The organism is Moorena bouillonii PNG, assembly GCF_001942495.1.
GTDB lineage: Bacteria > Cyanobacteriota > Cyanobacteriia > Cyanobacteriales > Coleofasciculaceae > Moorena > Moorena bouillonii.
In genome coordinates, this window is sequence record NZ_MKZS01000001.1 from 4,951,469 (window position 1) to 4,975,561 (window position 24,093).

Annotated in this window: 16 protein-coding genes and 1 pseudogene; 9 read left to right on the forward strand and 8 right to left on the reverse strand. The window is 46.1% G+C overall.

What is annotated here, in order from left to right; all coding sequences use genetic code 11:
• Nucleotides 1-540 precede the first annotated feature (540 nt).
• Nucleotides 541-912, forward strand: coding sequence for a calcium-binding protein (locus tag BJP37_RS20080; RefSeq protein WP_075901404.1), 372 nt, complete (start codon nucleotides 541-543; stop codon nucleotides 910-912).
• 59 nt (nucleotides 913-971) lie between these two features.
• Nucleotides 972-1,181 carry a hypothetical protein gene (locus BJP37_RS20085; protein WP_075901406.1) on the forward strand — a complete coding sequence of 70 codons (210 nt, stop codon included), beginning with the start codon at nucleotides 972-974 and terminating at the stop codon, nucleotides 1,179-1,181.
• Nucleotides 1,182-1,290: 109 nt separating this feature from the next.
• On the opposite strand, the gene BJP37_RS37000 is transcribed toward BJP37_RS20085, so the two are convergent.
• The 5 genes from BJP37_RS37000 to rpoB form a co-directional block, all read right to left on the reverse strand.
• Nucleotides 1,291-1,560 carry a hypothetical protein gene (locus BJP37_RS37000; RefSeq protein ID WP_143727704.1) on the reverse strand — a complete coding sequence of 90 codons (270 nt, stop codon included), beginning with the start codon at nucleotides 1,558-1,560 and terminating at the stop codon, nucleotides 1,291-1,293.
• 249 nt (nucleotides 1,561-1,809) lie between these two features.
• On the reverse strand, nucleotides 1,810-2,232 hold the full coding sequence (locus BJP37_RS20090) for a hypothetical protein (protein ID WP_075901408.1): 423 nt from the start codon (nucleotides 2,230-2,232) through the stop codon (nucleotides 1,810-1,812).
• Nucleotides 2,233-2,575: 343 nt separating this feature from the next.
• Nucleotides 2,576-6,529 carry a DNA-directed RNA polymerase subunit beta' gene (locus BJP37_RS20095; protein ID WP_075901410.1) on the reverse strand — a complete coding sequence of 1,318 codons (3,954 nt, stop codon included), beginning with the start codon at nucleotides 6,527-6,529 and terminating at the stop codon, nucleotides 2,576-2,578.
• Between the two features lie 193 nt (nucleotides 6,530-6,722).
• Nucleotides 6,723-8,600 (reverse strand): DNA-directed RNA polymerase subunit gamma, encoded by a 1,878-nt coding sequence (locus BJP37_RS20100; protein WP_075901412.1) that lies wholly within the window; start codon nucleotides 8,598-8,600, stop codon nucleotides 6,723-6,725.
• A 46-nt stretch (nucleotides 8,601-8,646) separates the two neighbouring features.
• Nucleotides 8,647-12,036: a DNA-directed RNA polymerase subunit beta gene (rpoB, locus tag BJP37_RS20105; RefSeq protein WP_075901414.1), complete on the reverse strand. Its 3,390-nt coding sequence runs from the start codon at nucleotides 12,034-12,036 to the stop codon at nucleotides 8,647-8,649.
• Between the two features lie 289 nt (nucleotides 12,037-12,325).
• Here rpoB and BJP37_RS39650 point away from each other — a divergent pair, with 289 nt between their 5' ends.
• A complete protein-coding gene (locus tag BJP37_RS39650) occupies nucleotides 12,326-12,496 on the forward strand; it encodes a hypothetical protein (protein WP_158069684.1) in 171 nt (56 codons plus the stop codon).
• Nucleotides 12,497-12,775: 279 nt separating this feature from the next.
• On the opposite strand, the gene BJP37_RS20115 is transcribed toward BJP37_RS39650, so the two are convergent.
• Together BJP37_RS20115 and rpsT are read right to left on the reverse strand one after the other, a co-directional pair.
• A complete protein-coding gene (locus BJP37_RS20115; RefSeq protein WP_075901418.1) occupies nucleotides 12,776-13,588 on the reverse strand; it encodes a TatD family hydrolase in 813 nt (270 codons plus the stop codon).
• 105 nt (nucleotides 13,589-13,693) lie between these two features.
• On the reverse strand, nucleotides 13,694-14,017 hold the full coding sequence (gene rpsT, locus BJP37_RS20120; protein ID WP_075901420.1) for a 30S ribosomal protein S20: 324 nt from the start codon (nucleotides 14,015-14,017) through the stop codon (nucleotides 13,694-13,696).
• A 256-nt stretch (nucleotides 14,018-14,273) separates the two neighbouring features.
• Between rpsT and hisD the strand changes: the two genes are divergently transcribed.
• Together hisD and tnpC are read left to right on the forward strand one after the other, a co-directional pair.
• Complete coding sequence (gene hisD, locus BJP37_RS20125; protein ID WP_070393949.1) at nucleotides 14,274-15,599, forward strand: histidinol dehydrogenase; 1,326 nt, start codon at nucleotides 14,274-14,276, stop codon at nucleotides 15,597-15,599.
• A gap of 164 nt (nucleotides 15,600-15,763) precedes the next feature.
• A pseudogene (gene tnpC / locus BJP37_RS20130) lies at nucleotides 15,764-17,210 on the forward strand (IS66 family transposase).
• Between the two features lie 139 nt (nucleotides 17,211-17,349).
• Here the strand turns inward: tnpC and BJP37_RS20140 are convergent.
• Complete coding sequence (locus BJP37_RS20140) at nucleotides 17,350-18,618, reverse strand: FIST signal transduction protein (RefSeq protein WP_075901424.1); 1,269 nt, start codon at nucleotides 18,616-18,618, stop codon at nucleotides 17,350-17,352.
• 1,147 nt (nucleotides 18,619-19,765) lie between these two features.
• On the opposite strand from BJP37_RS20140, the gene BJP37_RS20150 reads away from it, so the two are divergent.
• The 4 genes from BJP37_RS20150 to glmM all read left to right on the forward strand — a co-directional run bounded on the left by BJP37_RS20150 (nucleotide 19,766) and on the right by glmM (nucleotide 23,170).
• A complete protein-coding gene (locus BJP37_RS20150; protein ID WP_070393952.1) occupies nucleotides 19,766-19,990 on the forward strand; it encodes a Calvin cycle protein CP12 in 225 nt (74 codons plus the stop codon).
• 185 nt (nucleotides 19,991-20,175) lie between these two features.
• Nucleotides 20,176-20,769, forward strand: a complete 594-nt coding sequence (locus tag BJP37_RS20155) for a DUF3177 family protein (RefSeq protein WP_075901428.1) — start codon at nucleotides 20,176-20,178, stop codon at nucleotides 20,767-20,769.
• A 245-nt stretch (nucleotides 20,770-21,014) separates the two neighbouring features.
• Nucleotides 21,015-21,314, forward strand: coding sequence for a DUF7734 family protein (locus BJP37_RS20160; RefSeq protein WP_075901430.1), 300 nt, complete (start codon nucleotides 21,015-21,017; stop codon nucleotides 21,312-21,314).
• Nucleotides 21,315-21,697: 383 nt separating this feature from the next.
• The gene (gene glmM, locus BJP37_RS20165; protein WP_075901432.1) at nucleotides 21,698-23,170 is read left to right on the forward strand and encodes a phosphoglucosamine mutase; all 1,473 of its coding nucleotides are present in this window, start codon (nucleotides 21,698-21,700) and stop codon (nucleotides 23,168-23,170) included.
• Nucleotides 23,171-24,093: the final 923 nt, after the last annotated feature.

A 24,093-nucleotide genomic window follows, 5' to 3' on the forward strand; every position in this document is an offset into this window, starting at 1 on the left:
CTGAGGCAATCCCCCCTCTTGACAAAAGGCTTTTTCTCTTAACTTGTCACCAATGTACAGACTGTGGCTTAAACATCAAGGTTACAGTTTATCGTTGACAGTCAACTGTTTACAGTTAACAGTCAATCACATTGCAACCAATCAGCCGATGCAAAGTAAATGTGTATTACCTTAGACCTCGTTTGATGAGCACTATCGAAAACTTACAAGGGCTGTAAGTTCTATCAAAGACTCAACAGGGAATCCAGCAAATTCCATAATTTCTTTACAAAAATTTACAACTAAACCATCCAAGTAAGTATCAGGTCAAGCTTAGGAAATTATGCGGATTTTTACAAAAATTTACATCTGGAAGTCATGACTGAGGCAACGCTTGACAGCAAAGGGGATCACAATCACTGCTAACACTCAAGGCTAATCACTGGCTAATCCTGTTTAGTTGAGGTTTCAGTAAAGCGATCGCTAATCTAATGGCAGTCGTAAGCCAAGGGATGATTGAGAGCTTGATGGTGTTCACAAATAGGTCTGCTCCCTGTCTTGATGCAAAGCGCGAGTGGGGGAAACCCCCAAGACCTCGCTGCATCGCTAATGCTGTTAGGCAAGACGACAAAACCATCGCTGAGCTCAATCATCCCCTTCCTAGACTCTGTGTTAGGTGGCTCAGGTAATGACTTTCTGTCTGGCGGCTCAGGTAACGACATTGTGATTGGCGGCTTAGGTAATGACTTTATATTTGAGGGCTCTGGTAATGACACCCTCATAGGTGTAGATCCCACCAGTAACAATCCAGGTATGAATGAAACTGATAGGTTAAACGGAGGAGCTGGTAAAGATACATTCGTGATTGGAGATAAGAACAATCCTTACTATGTCGGGGGGGAGGAACTTATGGTCTCAATGACTTTGCTCTAATTGAGAAGTTCGAATCTGGTATAGATACAATTCAACTCCACAAAGGCAGCAACTATGTCTTGTTAAAAAACTTTATTGCTATCACTCCAGGCTTGTCTCCTTCTGATTTGACAAATATTGGTTCAGTGGAACAGATTGCTAATAATATTGCTGGAGGTATGAGCGTAGCGGATAGTTTGAAGCTTGTTCCCATGCCGGCTAGTTTGAACATTGACATTATTGCTATAGTTCCTGATGGCTATAGCCAAGGGGATCTGATCTTTGTATAACGACTAGTACACCGTCTCGGAAACAACTGACTAGTTAAAATCTCTTTGATCTAGCGCGTCTTTCCCCTGTTTTTCCTCTCCGTTTAACTGAGATCTCGGAGCATTGTGATTAATCGTTTGGTGGGCAGTGCAAACTCAAGCCTATGGCTAGGTTGGTGAATCGGTCTACTGCACTGCCCACCCTAGATCTCGGACCATTGTGATTAATGGTTTGGTGGGCAGTGCTTAGCAAGGCTATGACTAGGTTGGTGAATCGGTCTGCTGCACTGCCCACCCTACATGAAGGTAAGTGGGACAGGGGATTGGCCGAATGCGATCGCGTAGCGGCTCCAAAGGAGCATCGCGTAGCCTGACCTACGGTCAATCCCTTTTTCCCCAATTTTCTGCTTAACTCTATACCCCCAGTTATGACTTTTGTCAATAACTGAGCTGATCAAGGCTGATGTGAGCCAGAGACCCTTTGATTTACCTGTAACTTGTAGCAAGGGAGCATTGAAGCAACAGTGATGGTATAGCAATCCTAAATGAATTGTGAGAATTTTGTTCCCTGTTCCCTACTCCCTACTCACTACTCCCTGTTCCCTGTTCCCTTTGGTATAGTAGAGAGCTGGGTAATGCTCTGGTTTAATCAAAGACAAGCTTTTACTATATCTAATAAATTTTCTCTGATCTTGCTATCAGTATCAGCGCTAGAATCATTTAGTAAATTTAACAAATTTTCCTTAACTTCCTCTTCTTCTGCTTCCAGCTGTTTTTTACCTTCTAAGTCTTCTAATTTTTGACGCCATTCTCTACGACTTCTAAATGATTCCTTGCTAGCCTGTTTGAGCTTTTCGCTATAACCTTCCTCCGTGTCCAAATCAAACACAAACATAAAATAAGATATATCTTTTAACATAATCTTATTGGCGATTGCTAAGGGTGATTCATCGGGAGCAACTTGCCAGACCTGTTCAAATACTCTACACAACTCATAAGCCATCGAATTATTACTTTTTTTATAGGCTTCCTGTATTTCCTTGAGTTTTTCACTTTTACTGACAGTTGTCATGTTTATAACCCCTTATTTTTGTTTTCAGATCACACTACGTTAGTCCAGCCCCGGTGTATTATAAATCATTGGAGGCTGTGTGCCCAGGGTTGCGTCTGCACCTTGTAAGCCCCGTGGAAAACTGATGAGCGGCTGCATCCAGAGCTAAGCATACAGCTAGCTTGAAGCCTGGTCAAGATTGGCTTTTGGTGTTTTAATAGGAACCAAACCGTAGGATATTATCAAAGATCGGACTTAATCATACTGAATCATACTGTAAAGGCGTCTGATCATAAGCGTTTAAAAAGCTCGTGATTCAGACGCCCTTGTTTTTACCAGGATTTATCCAGGGGTAAGTTCAATCTTATTCTGGAAAATTTCCATTCAAGAGGTCTAAGTTGCTAGGATCAGCAGCCAAATCACTCTGCTCATCTAAGCTGTAAGCACGGGCGGTATTATCATCAAGAAGGTTATCTTGGGGTAATTCAGGACTATCGGTGGGTTCACCATAGCCATAGACCATGCTATTCCCATGGTCGAATTCTGGTTCTGGACTACCAAGATTGCTCTCTTGGTAAGCATTAAAGCCAGTCCCTGCGGGAATCAGACGTCCAATGATGACATTCTCCTTCAGACCCCTGAGCCAGTCAGATTTACCTTCGATTGCTGCTTCTGTCAGCACACGAGTAGTTTCTTGGAAGCTAGCAGCAGAGATAAATGAATCCGTATTAAGGGATGCTTTGGTAATTCCCAGTAGTACCGGTGTATACTGAGCTGGGGCACCACCAGTGATCGCCATAGCTTCATTGACTGTCTCAATCTGCCGCAACTCCACAAGTTCTCCTGGTAGCATGGTGGTATCACCACCATCGTCTACCCTGACTTTAGAGGTCATCTGACGAACAATCACCTCAATATGCTTATCAGCAATATCAATTCCTTGAGACTGATAAACCGACTGCACTTCATTTACCAAAAATGCCTGTGCTTGTTGCAATCCCTTTAAAGCCGCTTCGTAGACACCTCTCTTTTCGAGACAGTAGTTGAAGAAAATCTCTAAAATTTCATGGGGATTGGCTGGGCCATCGGTGATGGGTTCAGCGGTACCGACTTGCTGACCATCGGAAACAATAGCATTTTGCCCAGGGGAAATGGGGTAATCGGTCACGACTCCATCTGACTCAATTACCTTGATATCAACGGTTTCGCCTTCTTCATAAATCACCTGGGCTTCTCCAGGACGTCTGGCCAAGATACAGGCTTCTTTGGGTTTGCGAGCTTCTAGTAGTTCTTCAATCCTGGGCAAACCTTGGATAATATCCCCTGTCTTGGCCCGTTCAAACACCAGTAGCACCAGGTTATCACCCCGCTGCACCAAATCTCCCTTGTCAATTTGCAAAATTGCCCCCGCAGAAACTCGGTATGGACGAGCCAGTCGCAGGATAACGGCATCATCCCTTACCTGAACCACCTGACCTGATTCTTGAGCAGGTGTCCCTTCAGCTAAGGTGTTGGTACCAACGACCAAATCCCCTACTTTAACTGTGGCAGGAGAGGTAATCGGCATTGTCACTCGGTCAGCATCCCTGACCACCAGTACTCGGCGAATGGCTTCCAATCCTTCTTGAATCCCCCGGATTTCACCAGCTTCCTTGCACTGAATTTCTGTTCGAGCCACTACCGCACCTGGAGGAATTTCGTCCCCATCTTTGACTAAAACCCGGGTTTTGGTATTGCCCCCTAACGGATCTGCATTGGTATCCCGGCGAAGCACCAACGACTCCAGGATCACCAGTTGTAATCGCATATCCTCAGAGGCTTCCTCCTCCTCAGTAGCAACTAACTCAATGTCAGCACTCAGCTGGGATGAACTACTAGTATGGTCATTGCTACCATCGGGGTTGCTCATTTCCAATACCAACTGGGTGCGGAGTAATTCCACCCCATCTACAGACTTGACCCGTTCTCCATCCTTATAGGGAATGCGTTGGATGGCTCGCAATTCAATCTGGGTTCCTTGGGTAGCTTCGTTGGAATTGTTTTGGGTATTAATGGACGCCTGAGAGGGAACCGCTGGCTCATCTGGTACAGCAAACTCCGTTACTGGCCGCAGCAACAGTCCCATACCATCAGGTGTGTCAACTGCTTCTCCATAACAAAGGTTGTCTACCGTTATCCCTGGCAAATCCTCCGAGCCAGGATAGATTAGCTGACCCTCACTAGTCATGGTCTCTGGTAGGTTTTCCACCAGATGAAATTCTCCAGGCTTAACCACAATTTCCCGGAGGATGTCATTTTTTTGGACAACTTCCACTACACCTGACGACTGACAGAAGATATCCTTAACCACTTCTGTGCCTGCTTCCACATATTGACCGTCTTCCACAAGCAGCAAGGAAATATCCTTGTTGACCTCATGGCATTCTTCCGGAATCCAGAGTAAGGTACCGCCTTTGGTAACTTCGTAACCTTGCTTGGCTTTACCCCGTTTAGCCACCTCTACACCAGCATATTTAATAATGCCACCGGTTTTAGTGTAGTATTGGTCATCAATCAGTTCCGCCACCACCTGGTGGTTGACTACCTTTGTGCCAGGGGTTGCCTTCAGGGAAAAGTGCTGATTATTGGCGGTGTGAATCACATATTGTTCCCGACCCCCCGTGCTTTCCATTCTCACCTGTGATTGATCCAAGCGGACGGAAGCGGTGATAATGTCAATTTCTCTTTTGCCTGGGGTCAGTCGCACCACACCACCGTTGAGTGTGACTAATTTAGTTTCCGCCAGCACTGTGCCAATCTCTACACTATCCCCATTTTTCACCACTGGTTCCGCACCAGGGGGTAGGTTATAGACGTCCCCAGATAAAATCCAGAGTAAACCGCTACGTTGGGCAATCCGAGTTGTATTACCCTGTCGATCTGTTTTTTCCTCAGGGACTAAGTCCGCAAATAGCACTTCCCCGGCTAAGTCCGATGCCACATCCTTAGCCGCTTTTTCTGTGGAAGGACGGCTTTTACTCAGGGCTACTTCTGCTAAGAGATCACCCTTGCTGACTGTTTGCCCATCACTGACTAAGACCAAGGAGCCCGCTGTTAAAGGAAAGGTTTTGCCAGAGCCATTGGTGGGTTGCAAAATCAGATCCCCAGCTAGTTCCACTTGTTGACGGTCGTCACCGTGGCGAGTCCTAACTTGGCGGGTACGTAGGCCTTTGCCAAAGCTTACGACACCCTTCATGGGAGCAGAGAGCTGGCGTGCCACTTCCCCGGTAAACACACCCCCCGTGTGGAAGGTCCGCATAGTCAACTGAGTTCCTGGTTCCCCAATAGACTGGGCAGCAATAATCCCCACCGCTTCGCCCAAATCCACCATGTGCCCATGAGCTAAGCTCCAACCATAGCATCTCTGGCAAACTGACCGCTGGGCTTCACAGGTTAGAGGCGATCGCACCATTACCTCTTTAATACCAGACGATTCAATCTCTTTGGCTAGTTCATCAGATACATCTTGGTTTTGTTTAGCAATTACTTTCCCGGTTTTTGGATGAACCAATTCCTCTGCTACAATTCGACCTAAGAGCTTATCCGCTAGGGAAATTAAAACGCGATCGCCATCGGTCATGGGTGTGATTTTGATGCCCCTACTGGTGCCACAATCAAGGTCTCGTACAATCACGTCCTGGGAAACATCCACCAGACGACGGGTGAGGTAACCAGAGTCAGCCGTTCTTAGGGCAGTATCCACCAAGCCTTTGCGGGCTCCGTAGGATGAGATAATGTATTCGGTTACCGTTAAGCCTTCCCGGAAGTTAGTCTTAATCGGTAGGTCAATAATTTCACCTTGGGGATTAGCCATCAGACCCCGCATACCTACCAATTGCCGCACCTGAGACAAGTTACCCCGTGCTCCGGAAAAAGCCATCATGTACACTGAATTGAGGGGGTTTGTGTCTTTGAAGTTACGGACCACCTCATCTTTGAGAGCCTCAGAGGTTCCGTTCCAGGTATCGATAACTTTTTGAAACCGTTCAACTTCAGTAATTTCACCCCTAGTGAACCGGCCTTCTGTGGCACGAATCATAGCTTCCGCCTCATCTAACATTTGGCGTTTAGCTGGTGGCACTTGCAGGTCATCTACACTGATAGAAACCCCTGCCTGGGTAGCATAGCGAAACCCCAGATCTTTGAGTTTATCGGCCATTTGGGCTGTCCGGGCACTGCCGTATTTGGTATACGCCCAAGATATCAGCTTTTTTAACCGACCTTTATCAACAATCCGGTTATAAAAAATCAAGTCTTTTTGAGCTTTTTTATCTGCCATGATGCTTTTGAAGGGGATGACTAATTAAGAATTAAGAATTTAGAATTAAGAATTTAGAATTAAGAACTAAGACTTTAAAATCATGATTTCGCGCATTCTAAATTATCTTAAATTTCCTAATTCACGCATTCTAAATTCACGCATTCTAAATTCTAAATTCACGCATTCTAAATTCTAAATGCTTACCTTTTACCTAGCCCCATAGGGCTTCTTGAATAGTTTTGTTGTAGATGATCCGACCTGCGGTGGTGCGGATGTACTGGGAAATAAGTTCACCATCGGCTGTTTCCCTAACTCGCCGGTTGTTGTAGACTTTGGTCACCATACCATCGGGTGAAGATTCTTCAGAAATCATCTGCGTATCTGGTTCGTCTGTGTCAACTATGCCGTCATAGCGCACCCAAATATAGGCATGCAGGTGTACTTGCTTTTGTTCGTAGGCTTTGATTGCATCGTCGAGGTTAGCAAAGTAACGACCTGCTCCTTTGGTTGCATTGGGATTTTTGGCGGTTAGATAATAGCATCCCAAGACCATATCTTGACTCGGTGCGATGATAGGGCGACCTGTTGCTGGTGAGAGAATATTGTTGGATGCCAGCATTAACAACCTAGCCTCTGCTTGGGATTCTAGGGATAGAGGCACATGTACTGCCATCTGGTCGCCATCAAAGTCAGCATTAAAGGCTGGACAGACTAAGGGGTGCAGTTGAATGGCACGACCTTCTACCAAAATAGGTTCAAAGGCTTGAATTCCTAGTCGGTGTAGAGTTGGGGCTCGATTTAGCATCACCGGGTGACCTGCAATCACTTCTTCGAGTACATCCCACACAGTGGGATCTCCCCGTTGAATCAATTTTTTAGCTGCTTTGATGTTATTCACCAAACCCTGACGAATCAGGCGGTGAATCACAAAAGGTTGAAACAGCTCAATCGCCATCTCTCTGGGCAAACCACACTGGTGGATATGCAGCTTTGGGCCGACTACAATCACTGACCGTCCGGAGTAATCCACCCGTTTTCCTAGCAGGTTTTGCCGGAAGCGACCCTGTTTACCTTCAATAATGTCAGAGAGGGACTTCAGGGGTCGATTGTTTGCCCCTACCACCGTCCGTCCTCGCCTGCCATTGTCAATCAGGGCATCCACAGCTTCCTGAAGCATCCGCTTTTCATTGCGGACAATAATTTCTGGTGCCAGAATTTCCTGCAACCGGGCTAGTCGATTGTTGCGGTTGATCACTCGTCGATAGAGGTCATTCAAGTCAGAGGTAGCAAAGCGACCCCCATCTAGTTGCACCATCGGTCGCAGGTCGGGGGGAATGACAGGGATAACACTCAGCACCATCCAATCTGGCTGAGCCCCGGTGCCAATAAAGTTATCAATCACCCGCAACCGTTTGATCAGCTTAGCTCGCTTTTGACCTTTAGAAGCGGCAATTTCTTCTCGCAGCTTTTCTGCGATCGCGTCTAAATCCAAATCCTGTAGGAGTCGTTGCAGAGCCTCAGCCCCAATCCCCACGTCTACCCCAGATAGGTCTGAGTCTTCGCTATAGAGCTGCTCCTCAATTTCCAGCCATTGGTCTTCGGTGAGTAGCTGTTTATAGCTAAGGTTTTCCGCATTACCTGGGTTTAGTACTACGTAGGCGTTGAAGTAGACAATCTGTTCTACATCCCGCAGGGGCATATCAAGCAAAATACTGAGGTAGCTAGGAATGCCTTTGAGATACCAGACGTGAGCCACGGGTGCGGCTAATTTAATGTATCCCATACGGTGACGCCTGACCCGGGACTCGGTCACTTCCACACCACAGCGTTCACAGACAATACCTCGGTGGCGCACTCGCTTGTACTTACCACAATGGCATTCCCAGTCTTTAGCTGGACCAAAGATGCGCTCACAGAACAGCCCATCCATCTCCGGTTTGAGGGTGCGATAGTTAATGGTTTCTGGCTTAGTCACTTCACCGACCATTTGACCGTTGGGAAGAGTCCTTTCTCCCCATTGACGAATTCTCTCAGGAGAGGCAATACCAATTTTTACGTAGTCAAACCGCTGTTCTATTTGGCTTTTCATAATTTTGTCATTTCCCTATTGACAGACACTCCTATAGAGCAACCTTTTAGGCTTGTTCTTCTTCCAACTCTTCCTGGTTGAGGGATTCATAAGTTGGTGAGCGTGGTGTGCGATGGCGTTCTGTATCGGTCATTAAATCAACTTCCATATCATTGCTACTACCGTCTTCTGTAGTTTCGACTTTGTGAACTGCTATGTCGAGTCCTAAGGATTGGAGTTCTCGCATCAGTACCTTGAAGGATTCGGGAGTACCAGGTCTGGGAATAGCTTTTCCTTTCACAATGGCATTGAGAGCTTCATTGCGCCCTTGCATATCGTCTGATTTGACAGTGAGCAATTCTTGGAGGGTGTAAGATGCTCCAAATGCTTCTAATGCCCAGACTTCCATTTCCCCAAACCGCTGACCACCTTGTTGGGCTTTACCCCCCAAGGGTTGCTGGGTGACTAGGGAGTACGGTCCGGTGGAGCGAGCGTGAATTTTATCGTCTACCAAGTGAACGAGCTTGAGCATATAGGCTTGCCCTACTGTGACTGGTTGGTCAAAGGCTTCTCCGGTACGACCATCGTATACAGTAATTTTTCCAGCATGCTCGGGATTAAATACCCACTCTTTACCAGGTTGATCACTGGCTTCTTTAAGCTTGTTATGGACTGTGAGGCGGGATGCTTCTGCGCCGTACATTTCGTCGAAGGGAGTAAGCTTAAATCGGGCATTCAGGTGTTCCCCAGCCCATCCTAATAGACATTCAAATACCTGACCCACATTCATGCGACTGGGTACTCCCAGGGGGTTGAGTACAATATCTACAGGTGTACCATCCGGCAGGTAGGGCATATCTTCGATGGGCAAAATCCGGGAAATAATTCCCTTATTGCCGTGACGACCTGCCATTTTGTCACCAACCTGGATTTTCCGTTTCTGAGCCACATATACACGCACTACCATGTTGGCTCCCGGTGGCAGTTCATCCCCTTGCTCTCTGGTAAATACCCGCACATCTACCACACGCCCTTTTTCACCATTGGGCACTCGTAGAGAATTGTCCCGTACATCCCTCGCTTTTTCTCCAAATATAGCTCGCAATAGTTTTTCTTCTGGTGGCTGGTCTGATTCCCCCTTGGGAGTAACTTTCCCCACCAAGATATCCCCAGCTTCTACCCAGGCTCCAATGCGAATGATCCCGGTTTCATCTAACTGACGCAGGGCATCTTCCCCCACATTGGGAATTTCTCGGGTTATTTCTTCCGGACCTAGTTTAGTCTGTCGCGCTTCTATTTCATACTTTTCAACGTGAATACTTGTGTAGACATCATCGTAAACTAGCCGTTCACTAACCAAGATGGCATCTTCGTAGTTATAGCCTTCCCAAGGCATATAAGCTACTAGAATATTTTGTCCCAGGGCGATTTCACCCCCTTCCGTAGCCGAGCCATCTGCCAGGACCTGACCTGCCACCACTTCATCTCCTACATACACCAAGGGCCGTTGATTCAAGCAGGTATCTTGGTTAGAGCGCTGGTACTTTTGGAGGGAGTATTCAATAATTGCTGGGGTTTCTTTTGGTTGGATAGGGATAGGGAATTCTAACTCATTTTCATTGCCCTTTTCCCCTGGCAGGGCTGGGGTTTCTTTGATGGTGGTTTGATAAGGCTGTAACCGAATTGTGTTGGCATCGACATACACCACCTCACCATCACTGGCAGCAACCACGACCATACCAGAGTCCCGAGCGGCCTGGGCTTCCAATCCTGTTCCCACTAAGGGGCGCTCAGGTCGAAGCAATGGCACAGCTTGCCGCTGCATATTTGAGCCCATCAGAGCTCGGTTGGCATCATCATGTTCTAAGAAGGGAATTAGAGAGGTGGCAACGGAGATAATTTGCACTGGTGATACCGCCACATAGTCCACTTGGTCAGGGGTGGTGGTGGTGAATTCTTGTCGATATCGGACTGGTACAGACTCTCCCAGGATGTAACCTTCCTCATCTAAGGCAATATCTCCTGGTGCTACCCTCAGGTCATCTTCTTCATCTGCGGTCATGTACAAGGGCGGTCGGTCTTTTAGGACTCGCCCATTTTCTACTGGGTAAGAAGGAGTTTCTATAAAACCATAATTGTTAACCCGAGCGTGGGTTGCTAAGGAGCCAATCAGACCTGCGTTGGGACCTTCTGGAGTTTCAATGGGGCAAATTCTGCCATAGTGAGATGGATGAATATCCCGCACTGCAAAACCTGCCCGTTCGCGAGTTAACCCCCCAGGACCTAGGGCAGACAGACGCCGTTTATGGGTCAATTCAGCTAATGGATTGGTCTGATCCATAAACTGGGAAAGCTGAGAGGAGCCAAAAAATTCCTTAATCGCTGCTACTAGGGGTTTGGGGTTTACCAATGAGGCTGGGGTAAGGGTATCGGATTCTGAAACGGTCATCCGTTCTCGAATAATCCGCTCTAGGCGATTGAGTCCCACCCGTACTTGGTTTTGCAGTAGTTCCCCAACAGAGCGTACTCGGCGATTCCCTAGGTGGTCAATATCGTCTGTGCTACCAATGTCAAATTCCAGGTTGATTAGGTAATCTATTGCCCCTAGTATGTCTTGGGGGGTCAATACCCTTACCGTGTCAGGAATATTCAGCCGTAGTTTTTTATTGATTTTGTAGCGACCCACCCGACCTAGGTCATAACGCTTCTGGTCAAAGAAACGGGATTCCAATAACTGCTGACCACCACTAACAGTGGGAGGTTCCCCAGGACGCAGCTTGCGGTACAGCTCAAGTAGGGCTTCTTCTTCACTGGGGTTCCCTTCTTTGTCAAGGGTTTTTTGATAGTAGTCTGGGTGGCGCATAGCATCTATAATTTCACTATCACCAAGCCCCAAGGCTTTTAAAAGCACTTGTGCAGACAGTTTACGGGTTTTGTCGATGCGCACCCACACTAAGTTATTTTTATCGGTTTCAAACTTCAACCAAGCACCCCGGTTGGGAATCAAGGAGGCTGAGTAGGTACGACGTCCGTTTTTATCAGTTTCAGACTTGTAGTAAACTCCAGGAGAGCGAACAATTTGGTTAACAATGACTCGCTCAGCACCGTTAATGATAAATGTGCCTCGGTCTGTCATCAGAGGCAAATCACCGATGAAGACTTCTTGTTCCTTGATCTCCCCAGTTTCTTTATTAATCAGGCGGGTATGAACGTACATTTGTACGGCATAGGTACTGTCTCGCCGCTTGGCTTCATCCACATCATATTTAGGAGACTTAAGCCTGTAGTTTTTACCCAAGAAGTGCAGCTCCATTTTGCCAGTGTAGTCGGTAATCGGCGAGAAGCTATTGAGTTCTTCAATTAGCCCCTCCTCCAAGAACCAGCGAAAGCTAGCACGCTGAATTTCAACTAAGTCTGGCAACATATAGGTAGCTGTTGTGTAAGTCTGATTAGTCATGGGGTCTGTTCTTCACTCTTTTTAAGTCAGCGCCGATTTTGATTCCCTTCCCAAGGCAGTACTTGTACTTGAACAATTGCTTAAAACTTGGGTTCGAGCTAATAGATACTAGATCAACTGTTAGAATTGACACTCCCACAGATAAAGTAAACGTGGAATTCTTAAGCTGAACACCTGCGACCTCAGGTAACCCTACTCTAGGTATAGGATGTTCATAGTTTTGAATCAAATGGCTTAGAGTGCCTTTAATCTTCAACTTCTCGCGCATCCATCTGTGGGATTTTAAACCATGTCTATTACTAGATTGACAGAAACTCAGGCATCAGGAAAACAACAAAAACACTATACTGGACTTGGAGTAATTGCTCCCAGTGCTAGTTGTTGTTGTTACACTTGTCACCGTCGATGTGCCCTGCCCTACACATGGGTTGTGCTTAGGGTGTGCTTAGCTGGAGACTAAAACCGTTGTGGGGCTTATCGTTGGGTTAGTTGTCTTCAGAATACCTAGGGTAGCATCTGATTCCACTTTTGTCAACCATCCCTCGGTAAGCCTCTTCCAAAAGTACTATTCAAAGAGTCGGAGAGTCGGATTATTTCCTGTTATTTCCTCTTATAGGTGTTCACCGCAAGCCTAGGAGTCTCCGCATTATTCTCTTTCTACTGAACCATAGCAGAGTAAGGGATTTGAGATTATCAAGAACCTACCTTTAGGTTTTCCCCTTTCAGGTCTGGTTGAGATTTACCCAATCCCTATTTTTCCAGCAGTTGCTGTTGATAGGCTAAGACCAAAAAGCTGACAGGCATTTTGGGTGGTCTGAGCAGCCAACTCTTCTAGAGATATCCCTCGTAATCCGGCAACGCACTCGGCTACATAGCGGACATAGGCTGGTTCATTTCGTTTTCCTCGCTTGGGTACTGGTGCAAGGAACGGACAATCCGTTTCGATGAGTAAGCGATCGCTAGGTACCATGGTGGCTGATTCTTTTACCTGAGTGGCATTCTTAAAGGTCACAATGCCACTGAAGCTTATGTAAAACCCCAAATCCAAAAACCACTGTGTCTGTTGAGGATTACCTCCCCAACAGTGCATCACGCCTCTTATTGATCCGGTACTTTGCCAAAATTCTTGCAGTATGCCCCTCATTTCTGCAGCAGCGTCACGGCAGTGGATAATCAGTGGCAAGCCGAGTTGGTGGGCAATCCCTAGTTGGGCTTTGAACACTTCTATTTGGTGTTGTTGGTTCTTTGCTTTATAGAAATCCAAACCCGTTTCTCCAATAGCTACGACCCTAGAATCAGAGCGCGCTAGGGTCAAAATCTGATTTTCCGTTTCGGAAGTCCATTTTTCGGTATCTAAGGGGTGCAAGCCTACCGCAAAGGAGAGTTCGGGAAATCGCTCTGCTAGAGCTTGGATGCCTGTCAACTCAGACGGTTCTACGCAAGAGTGAACTAGACGAACCACACCAGCTTCAAGCCATCGCTGCCGCAATTGGTCTAACTCCGACTCAAAGACATCGAAGTTGATATGGACGTGGGTATCAATCAACTGCATCAATACAGTTTTTAATCTATTTATCTAGTTTTAGTTTAATTTACAGCGGTTTTTGCTCAACTAATCACCACTTAGCGCTCCGCCAGGTGAGGCCTGGCAATCTGATCATACAGCAGGTGATTCGGTCACACTAGCGTTAAGTTGAGCCTCTATAGCTTTGAGCTTTTTGGCAAGACTTGCTTTTTTCCGAGCGCCATTATTACGATGAAGTACCTTACGCTTGACAGCCTTGTCAATTTTGCTGTATGCTTCTGACATTCGAAGTTTAACTTCTGCCAAGGTCTCCGGACTTGGTTGGCGTTCGTACTCTTCTAAGGCAGCACAATAGTTCTTCGTCAGCGTTTTCACCGCTGATTTGTAGGCTTTATTCCGAACTCGGTTCCGTTCGGCTATATTTATGCGTTTGAGGGCAGACTTGTTATTAGCCACAGCAGTGTTTACTTAACTTAGTTAACTTAATTGAGTTTATGAGTTACGTCCAGTAGAAAATGGTATGATACCAGAAATAACATAATACCATATATCATAGTAAACTAGTATCAACACCCATAGCGTAACCCAATCATCACCCTCTTTAAGCTATATTCTTAAAGTAAGTCCAGGAAATATAGACACCTTTGATCAGGATAAGTGTATAAACCTGGTCTAGGACGAGCAACACTAGCGTGATGGGCACTCCGACTCCATGCTGCGAATCATAACTGAGCAGGCTGAGGCACAAACTGAACTGCGACGTATCCGCGATCGCACGGCTTCTGACCAAATGCTGAACAAAGAGGCAACTGTAAGGGAAGTTTTACAGGCAGTGAAGCGCCAAGGAGACGTAGCGCTCCTGCACTACACTGAGGAATTTGATCAGCTGAGATTGAGTCGAGAACAACTGCGAGTTAGCGGTTCGGAACTAGATGCGGCTTACCAACAGGTCTCCAAAGAATTACTGGATGCGATTCAATTAGCCGCCAGACAAATCGAGGCATTTCATCGACAACGAGTTCCCAAATCCTGGGTGCAATTTGGTGAAGATGATGTGGTTTTAGGGAAGCGCTACACTGCTGTAGATAAGGCTGGACTATATGTTCCAGGAGGTAGAGCCTCCTATCCCAGTACTGTGTTAATGAATGCTATCCCAGCCAAGGTAGCTCAGGTTAACCAAATTATAATGGTCACCCCACCAAGACCAGATCAAAGCATTAATCCGGCTGTGCTTGTGGCTGCTCAGGAAGCCGGTATTCATGAGATTTACCGGGTAGGTGGAGCCCAAGCAATTGCAGCGTTAGCCTTTGGGACCGAAACCATTCCCAACGTGGATGTGATTAGCGGTCCGGGTAACATTTACGTAACCCTGGCCAAGAAACTGGTTTACGGTATTGTAGGGATTGACTCCCTGGCTGGTCCTTCTGAGGTATTAATTATTGCGGATGAGAAAGCTAATCCAGTTCATGTGGCTGTCGATCTATTGGCTCAGGCAGAACATGACCCAATGGCAGCAGCGATTCTCCTGACCACTGATGCTAATTTAGCCAAACAAGTGCAGGGGCAAGTGCAGCAGCAACTAAAAGACCATCCACGACGCCTGTTGACAGAAAAAGCGATCGCTCACTATGGTCTAATCGTTGTTGTTGATTCTTTGGAAGTGGCAGCACAACTGTCTGATGAGTTTGCTCCAGAACACTTAGAACTAGAAATTACCCAACCTTGGGACTTACTAGACTATATCCACCACGCTGGGGCAATTTTCCTGGGTAACTCAACCCCTGAAGCAGTAGGTGATTACTTGGCTGGACCCAATCACACCCTACCAACTTCAGGTGCTGCTCGTTATGCTTCTGCCCTAGGTGTGGAAACCTTTATGAAGCACTCCAGTTTGATTCAGTATTCCGACCGAGCCCTCCATAAAGTGGCTGGTGCTATTGAGACTCTTGCTGAAGCAGAAGGTCTACCATCTCATGCTCAATCTGTGCGCTTACGAACTCAGCTTGATGCTGGGGGGTCAAAGGGAGTAGAACAATAAGAGAAAAACACTCTAGTTAATGCTCTGTCAGTAGTCAGGTAGTTACTGATTCCCCAGAATTTAGAATTTAGAATTTAGAATTTAGAATTTAGAATTTAGAATTTAGGTAAGCATTCAGGTGATGGGGTTGACAAAAAGGGAAGGATGAGTAGTAGTGTAGAACCATGGAAATCAAACCGCCAGCTATCCCAAATAGCTTTGAAGCTCTGGAACTGCTGCCCCAATCAGTTCTGGTGGAGCTGGTGCTGCAACAGCAACAAGTGATTGAACAACTGATTGGGGAGGTGGAACGCCTCAAAAGTCTGTTGAACAAAGACAGCCAGACTTCATCAAAACCCCCATCAAGTGATTTAATCAGAAGGTCAGAAAAAAAACCGTCGAAGGAATCAGATTCGCAGAAACGAAAACCAGGAGGACAACCAGGACACAAAGGGAAAACCCGAAAAGGATTTGGGCGGGTTGACCGATATGTAGTAGTCGAACCTCAAAGTTGTCCGATCTGTCAGGGAAATCAGTGGGAAAGTAGGGATTGCTCAACCCGAAGCTATGTGGTGGCTCAACTGGTAGAGCATCCGATCGAAATTGTAGAGTACCAGCAGAGGCGACGGATATGTAATCACTGTGGGACTCTGGTTGGGGGAGAGTTACCCGAGAATGTCATTGCAGGACAAGACTTGTCAGCTAACTTGCAGGCAATGCTGGTTTGGTTGGGACACTACGGTCATTTGTCTTATCAAAAGCAACAGGAATGGTTGCAAGAGTTTGGGAACATCGAGGTAAGTTTAGGAACTTTAGAAGCCACCACCCGGCGAGTCGCCTCTGCCGTTACTCCACATGTGAGTGAATTAAAAGAGTGGGTCAAGAATCAAACTCATGTCCACGTTGACGAGTCTCCATGGTTGGTCAATGGGGTGAAAGAATGGATGTGGGTGCTTTCAGGATACGGATATAGTTTGTTTCATGCCGGGGACACTCGTTCAAGAGCCGAACTTGAATATCTACTTGGTCAGAGTTTTGCAGGAGTCCTCAGTTCCGACGATTTTAGCGTCTACAACGGTTATAAAGTTGCAGCTCAACAAAAGTGTCTGGCTCATCTACGACGACATTTTCAGCAAGTCGCTCGTCTGAAACAGCCTCACCAACAAGGCTTGGGTCAAGCCTTTATTGAGTTGATTGATGAAGCCTTTGCCCAACACCGTCAGTGGCGTGAGACTGGTGAGGCATCAGTTTATGCTTCTTGGGCTGAGTCTTTCAAGGGGCGAGTAACTGAAGCAATTGAGAGCTGGAGTTCAAGAGCTGCAAATCGCTGCGGGGTTGTTGCTCAAGTCTTTGAGGCACAAGTCCGAGCAATGGTGGTATTTCCTAGACTACCCACAAGTCCCACCCGATAATAATCGGGCAGAGCGCTCTTTGCGTTTGGCAGTGACTAAGCGTAAAGTCGCAGGGGGGTCTCGCTCCTGGAATGGGTTTGAGCGTTCAGCAACATTATTAAGTGTGATTCAGTCTTGTCGTGCTCAAGGGCGTAATACCATAAAGTTCCTGAGTCAGGCTGTGTCCTTAGCAGTCAGGCAGCGTTCTCACGAATTGTCTCTGATTCCGCTTTTGAAGTGAGTGGGGTGACTTTGTCAATCTCTACACCTGAATGCTTACGAATTTAGAATTTAGAATTTAGAATTTATCCATTCTTAATTCTTCATTCTTAATTCTTCATTCTTCATTCTGTTCTGTTTTTGTGATTAAGCCATAATTGTTACTCTTTCGCACGGCAAATCCCAAAAACTGACGTGAAACCGTGCAAAAACGTACTACTGCCTACTGGCCCAATTTCCCCGTTACAGAAGAAGCCCGCCAGCTGAATATCCTTGAGATAACGGTGGAATAGTTGGGAATCAAAATTAGGTTTACCGTAAAGCCCTTCTCCTCGCCCCAGACAGGAAAACATCAAAGCACCAGCAGCTGGAGTGGTGTTAGTTTGCTTTTGATAGTCCTCAAGAAGGAGTGCCAAGTCTTCCTCTGAAGTCTGAGCATCTCTGAGGTGGAACTGAATACGTTGACCGGGTCGAATCCGATCAGCAATAGCGATCGCACCAATCCTCGGATCCACACCTAACAGATTGCGAATCAGAAAGTCTCCCTGACCGAGCTGTTGTTTAAACTCATCTCGGGCAACTCCGACAAAGAGTGAATGTTGTGCCAGTTTACGGTCTGCCTCATCCATACTTTGGATTAACTCGCGCAACACCATTAATGGGGGATGGGATGCTGGCTCACTGTTGGTGATCTTGCCTTGATCGAGGGGTGTCAATTCCAGCAGGATATTCTGGTCTGCTTTAGTCACCTGATAGGTTTCACCGATAGGACGACAGCCTTGAGCAACAATGGTTTCTAATAGAATATTGCCGCTTAGAGCAACCCCCACAGTTCCTTCATGGTAGAGAGACTTAGCCACTTGGTTCTGGTCTTTCAGGCAAAACAAGCCATTCTTAACCATCATAGAGCTACCACTAGCCTGTCCTCCTACCTTGACTGACCCTGGATAAGCATAATCCAACCCTTGGAGCAAATCATTAATTTTAGATGACGAGGGGTCAGAGAATAAAATAAACTGGGGTTGCTCTTGGGGGGAAATTCCAATCAAGTCCACCCAAGCATCAGGAGGACTATCCAAATCTGGCAAGGCGTCTCCAGGGATATGAAAGCTCTTGACACTAACATCAGGCAAACAGGCTAGGCTGAGGCTTAGGGCTGGTCCTCCCTCAACTTCCACAGCTAACCCATTGGTGTTCATCCCAATGATGCCACTTCCACCACAACCAATCAGCACGGGTAAAGACAATCGTTCTTGGAGCAGGGGGATGAGGCGAGGATACTCACTGGCATAGGCAGATGAGATGAACACCAGACCCAAATCTGCTTTTGAAGGCAAAGACTTCTCAAGGCAGTCTGCCACTTCGGCCACTGCCGCTTCTAATGATGCACGGGTTGATAGAGCATTTGCCCACTTGATCACATTAGCCATCTATATCTACCTATTTCACTCCCGATACCATTCCCTATTGAGGGGATTGGCCACTCCTCAAGGTTTTATGATAACGGTGAATTACCGCAGACTTCCACTAAGCCTTACCTGATACTGAGCAGAGGATTTATTGTGGTACACTAAATTTAATATAACTTAATCTAAGTTAGTAGTTATCAAAAGAAGCGCGTTAGGGGGGTTATAAACTGTGTTTCTTAAGGCGCGCCTGATGAAATCTCTCCATATCTGCCTAACGTATGAATAGTTATTGCTATATTAGCCATCCGCTCTACTGCAATTTAAGGGTAACAATTCGTAATATAGTCGGTAAATCAGACAGCTTCCCTTAAATTCGCCTTTCCTCTAACTTGAAGTCCTTCCTCAAGTCAGCCATAGCAAGAAGGGTAAGGGCTAAAGGTAAATTCCACCCCAACCACACTACCCCAATTACACTACTAAGTTAGCTATGTCAAGATCGATCGAGTCAAAGGGGAATGGGTCAAGAGTTATAGAAGTGGTATAAGCTACTAGGGTGTAAGGGGGAATTGGGAAAACCTTAAAAAATAAAGAACAAATTTGTGTTAAAGCAGGTCTTTTGCTTTAACCTAAGAAATTAAAGTAGCTAATTAAAGTAGCTAATTAAAGTAGCGCTCTTAGTTTATTCCCTGGTAATTTCTGGTTAATCCGGAATTTCCTAGCTAAGATGCAGGTAATGGACACTGGTCCGATCGTTGTAATGGTCACGACACCTATGAATGACCGCAAGTTCGTAGCTCTGTCGCTAGTAGTTAAGGTGAGGGAAACATGTGCTGCTAGCCCAACCAGCCTTTACAACATTGTCAGCCATGCAAAGCGCGAGTGGGGGAAACCACGGCAGTCGCTCATGGGGGGAACCCCCCCAGGTCGTCGCTGCCTCCCCAAGACCGCGCTGCATCGCTGCCGTTCCCGGAAGCGGGAGAAAATCCGGCAAACCTTACCCCTGATAGGAGTTGCACAAAACCTAAGCAACTAGGTCGTCTTTTCAACGAAATTACTAGTTATTAAGCCTCCTATCGTTAACTATTTTGCTAAGCGCGGTTGGTGACTACTACCCATCCTATCAGCAAAATAAAAATAGACATCATCAAATTATAAAAGCGAAAGACAGATGAGCGAATTACAAGAGAAAATAGACCAAGAGCGTGAACAAGCTAGAGCCGTTTGTGATGCTGAAGGGGCGACTTCAGACGAATGTGCAGTAGCTTGGGATACAGTAGAAGAACTACAAGCAGAGGCTTCCCATAAGCGGCAAAATGCCAATCCCAAAAACTCCCTTGAGCAGTACTGTGATGATAATCCTGACGCAGCTGAGTGCCGGGTATATGATGACTAGACTCTAGGATTGTTCTGCCAAATACTCTGCATAAGGGTAGCAGGAGTAAATCCCCGATTAGGATTTGCTCCTGCTACCCTTTTTGGTGGCGTTACTGGCCTGATGCTTTCCTTGGCTTTGTTTCTAGATTTCCAGTATGGGCATTGGTGCAATAACATAGATCAAGGTCATTTCGGCAACAAGCAATGCAAGATGAAATTATTCAATTACTGGTTTGGATGGACTACCGTTTGGCAGTTCTGTTCACAGTATTTATCCCCTTGATGCTGCTAATTTGGGCATTTTTCCAGAAAGCAGATGCGATGGTACGACTGTTGATTATCTATTGGCGTGTTTCCAGTATCCTAGCGATTACAGTTTACTTGTTGATTGTCGGTTGGCCGATTGCTTATGTGTCTGCTTTGAGCTCCCGTATTTTAATCCCGATCTCCCTGTGGTTTTGGATTGACTTGAATGAGGAGATTGATGATAGACCACCTACTCCCTTGAAGCTAGCATTGACATCTTGGCGTTGGGCTATGACTATTTACTGTACTCTGGGGACAATCGCCAGCATTCCATTTCTACGTTGTGCCTTTGTCCCAGGAGCAATCACATCTGGATTTTGTCAGGTGTTGAGGGAGCCGCCTTTGTTATTCAAACAGTATTTCCATGCTGGTTATACCCCTGGATTTTTGGGTTTTATGGGAATGGTGGGATTATTCTTCTATGTCCTTTACTTAAGCTATTTCGTTCTGTTTCGTCTCGGCAAACAAGGACGATCAGCTATTGAACCATGACATGGGTTTTGGCAATGGATTTTTTAGGGCGGTAGCATCTTCTTTGAGACTCCCCACGGCGCTTATGCCGGGGGAGTCTTGGTTCAAAGGAGGTTGATTAACGGATTCGGAATTCTACTTAACCTACAGGCAAACCGCGCTGATCAGATTTAATGGTCACTACCACTACGAGAAAGCTCGACTGACCATCCTATCCTGCTAATAGGCAATGCCACAACTACAAACTCACAACTGAAAACTCACAGATGATGGATTCCATTGGTAGGCGTCTAGAACAATACACCATCAAACGCCCAAAAGAGGTATTGATCGTTACCGCACAGATAGCTGGTGAACAGGATCAAATTGCTATTTTTAAAGGTTTTTCGAGTTCTTTAATGCGCCCGACATCCTTTGACCCAGATGTAGCGGTCTTACCACCACAGGCAAAGATCATTAGCATAGATCGAGTGGCTGCTCCCTATAATCCACAGTCTCCTCGTTATCTTCAGCAAGGACTGAGTTTGGAAACTATGGAAAAGTTGTTGGAGAATGCTGGTGTTTAATTTACCATCTTTGCCAGGTGGTGGCTGCTAAGTTCCTAGGGAGGAACGTAAATTTTGGTAAAGTTTTGCCCGAAGGCTCTTGGAACCTAAGTGTATTTGGATCTAGTTAGTCAATTTTGATAAAGTCTTGCCAGAAGCCTAACAGGGCTAAATATACTTTGATCTAGTTAGTCAATGGTTGAGTAAATCTTTGATAAAGTCTGGCCAAAGCGCTCACAGGGCTAAATGTACTTGGATCATAATCTGAATGTACTTGGATCATAATCTGATCACAAGGATGTATTTGTTTACAAACATGGGTTGGATGTATTGATGAATATCTACCAAAGCAAAATAAAGTGTTATTCTCCACAGTGAGTGTGTAATGTGAGGAAATTGAAATTATGGTTACATCCCCTGTCCGTATCCAGGGATGGAATAGTGCTGAGTTCTCATCCAAGAATCAGCCAATGAACTGCCCCAATGTCAGGTTACCTTGGCAACCCCTAACTCTACCGACAACCCCATTATTCGGTACCGATGGCATTCGGGGACGAGCAGGAACATTGCTCAGTGAAGATTTGGCGTTACAAGTGGGTTTCTGGGCTGGTCTGGTGTTACAGGAATACTCAGCTGTACCAGGACCGGTGATTTTGGGGCAGGATTCGCGCAACTCTAGTGATATGTTGGCAACAGCCTTAGCTAAGGGGCTGACTACAGCAGGTCTAGAGGTGTGGCACCTGGGATTATGTCCCACTCCTGGTGTTGCCTACCTGTGCAGTGCTACAAGTGCCATAGGGGGTGTGATGATTTCTGCTAGTCATAATCCTCCAGAAGACAATGGGATTAAGTTTTTTAGCGGGAAAGGCACTAAGCTATCTCAGGAGCTGCAAAAGCATATAGAAGCTGGATTGAGGGGTTTTACTGATCAGACTGTAGTGAGTAAAACCCAAGGGAAGTATCACTATCGCCCAGGGTTGGTCACCGATTATGCCGCAGCACTTCACCGTCCTCTGAAAGGAATGACGAATTTACAAGGCATGAAAATTGTGCTGGATTTGGCTTGGGGGGCAGCAGTGCGACTCTCAGGACAAGTATTTGAGCAGTTGGGGGCACAAGTCATTTGCTTACATGACCAGGCAGATGGCGATCGCATTAATGTCAATTGTGGCTCGACTCACCTCGAACCCCTCAAAGCTGCGGTAAAAGAATACCAAGCAGATCTTGGGTTTGCGTTTGATGGTGATGCAGACCGATTGATGGCAGTAGATGCCCAGGGTCGGGAGATCAATGGAGATTACATCCTCTATTTTTGGGGTCAAACCTTACGTGCTGCCCAAAAGCTACCAGAAGACCTAATGGTAGCAACGGTAATGGCAAATTTAGGATTTGAACGAGCCTGGAAGCAGTTGGGGGGTAAATTCCTACGGACAGCGGTCGGAGATCAGCATGTCCAAGCTAAAATGCTCCAAACTGGAGCTATGCTAGGGGGTGAGCAATCGGGACATATCATCTGTCACCATTATGGTTTGACTGGGGATGGCATGTTAACTGCTTTACATATAGCTTCTTTGGTGCATGAATCTGGGATGACCTTAGGGGAGTTAGTAGACCAAAGTTTCCAGACTTACCCCCAACTGCTGCGTAATGTCAGGGTAGAAGACCGAGAACGCCGACGTGGATGGCAAGAGTGTGAGGCCATCACGAATGCGATCGCAAAAGGGGAAGCAGCCATGGGAGACCAAGGTCGAATTCTGGTTCGTGCTTCTGGTACTGAACCCCTGATCCGGGTGATGGTCGAAGCCGCCAATTCTCAACTTGCTCACCACTGGACATCAGAGTTAGTTAATGTCGTTGAGCGATATTTAGCTAACTGATTAGTTCACTAATTCACCAAAATGCTTCCAGCAACTGCTCACCATATAACTGGCATCATTAACTTGTATCTTTGTTGACTTAGATGGTTTAAGTGATCGGGTTGTGTTGACGGTTTATGATTGACGGTTTATGGTTGACGGTAAATCATCAACCCTGATCTGAGTCTCTCTTGATGAGAACTCCTTGCCCATCTACGATCAAAAACCAAATCGGTGGAAAGCATCAGGAAAAAGGGTTCAAAACCCTGAACTTAATATTTCATAGGGGTACATCGGAAACTATTGGCAGTATTTTCGTTAGTTGATAGCTGACGAAATGGTTGGTTGTTTGCAAGGTTCCCATAACGCCATGGCTACCTCACCCTAACATTAAAACTCTCGTTACTTTGGCTAAATTAGTCAAAGTCATGGGAGTTTTTTAGCTTGTTTTTCTATCAATAAAGGTTAATCATGCTAGTTTTCGTAATTCCACTCAAGAGTCGAAATATTTCCAAATCTTCGAAGTATCTAAATTATTTTAACACTGTGTAAAATCAGTATGTAATCAAACATCATCGGAATTTAGAGTAATCGTTGTTTGTAATGAAAAGCCAGAGATTACATTCAGTCACCCCCATATAATTTATCTTGAGGTTGATTATCCTACTCCCAAAGAGCAAAACCCCATAGCTAGAGGATTGACAGACAAAGGACGTAAGGTTTTGACAGGAGTAAGCATTCAGGTGTAGAGATTGACAAAGTCACCCCACTCACTTCAAAAGCGGAATCAGAGACAATTCGTGAGAACGCTGCCTGACTGCTAAGGACACAGCCTGACTCAGGAACTTTATGGTATTACGCCCTTGAGCACGACAAGACTGAATCACACGGGTGCGGCTCTTTTAAAAAGACAAAGAATAAGGTTTAGACAGGTATAGCAAGAG

Excerpts from the sequence above, each read along its gene's own strand:
- glmM (WP_075901432.1), top strand. The coding sequence starts at position 21,698 with ATGGTTACATCCCCTGTCCGTATCCAGGGATGGAATAGTGCTGAGTTC.
- BJP37_RS20100 (WP_075901412.1), bottom strand. The coding sequence starts at position 8,600 with ATGAAAAGCCAAATAGAACAGCGGTTTGACTACGTAAAAATTGGTATT.
- BJP37_RS20080 (WP_075901404.1), top strand. The coding sequence starts at position 541 with ATGCAAAGCGCGAGTGGGGGAAACCCCCAAGACCTCGCTGCATCGCTA.
- BJP37_RS20155 (WP_075901428.1), top strand. The coding sequence starts at position 20,176 with ATGCAAGATGAAATTATTCAATTACTGGTTTGGATGGACTACCGTTTG.
- rpoB (WP_075901414.1), bottom strand. The coding sequence starts at position 12,036 with ATGACTAATCAGACTTACACAACAGCTACCTATATGTTGCCAGACTTA.
- BJP37_RS20090 (WP_075901408.1), bottom strand. The coding sequence starts at position 2,232 with ATGACAACTGTCAGTAAAAGTGAAAAACTCAAGGAAATACAGGAAGCC.
- BJP37_RS20095 (WP_075901410.1), bottom strand. The coding sequence starts at position 6,529 with ATGGCAGATAAAAAAGCTCAAAAAGACTTGATTTTTTATAACCGGATT.
- BJP37_RS20140 (WP_075901424.1), bottom strand. The coding sequence starts at position 18,618 with ATGGCTAATGTGATCAAGTGGGCAAATGCTCTATCAACCCGTGCATCA.
- BJP37_RS20150 (WP_070393952.1), top strand. The coding sequence starts at position 19,766 with ATGAGCGAATTACAAGAGAAAATAGACCAAGAGCGTGAACAAGCTAGA.
- hisD (WP_070393949.1), top strand. The coding sequence starts at position 14,274 with ATGCTGCGAATCATAACTGAGCAGGCTGAGGCACAAACTGAACTGCGA.
- BJP37_RS20115 (WP_075901418.1), bottom strand. The coding sequence starts at position 13,588 with ATGCAGTTGATTGATACCCACGTCCATATCAACTTCGATGTCTTTGAG.
- BJP37_RS20160 (WP_075901430.1), top strand. The coding sequence starts at position 21,015 with ATGATGGATTCCATTGGTAGGCGTCTAGAACAATACACCATCAAACGC.
- BJP37_RS39650 (WP_158069684.1), top strand. The coding sequence starts at position 12,326 with ATGTCTATTACTAGATTGACAGAAACTCAGGCATCAGGAAAACAACAA.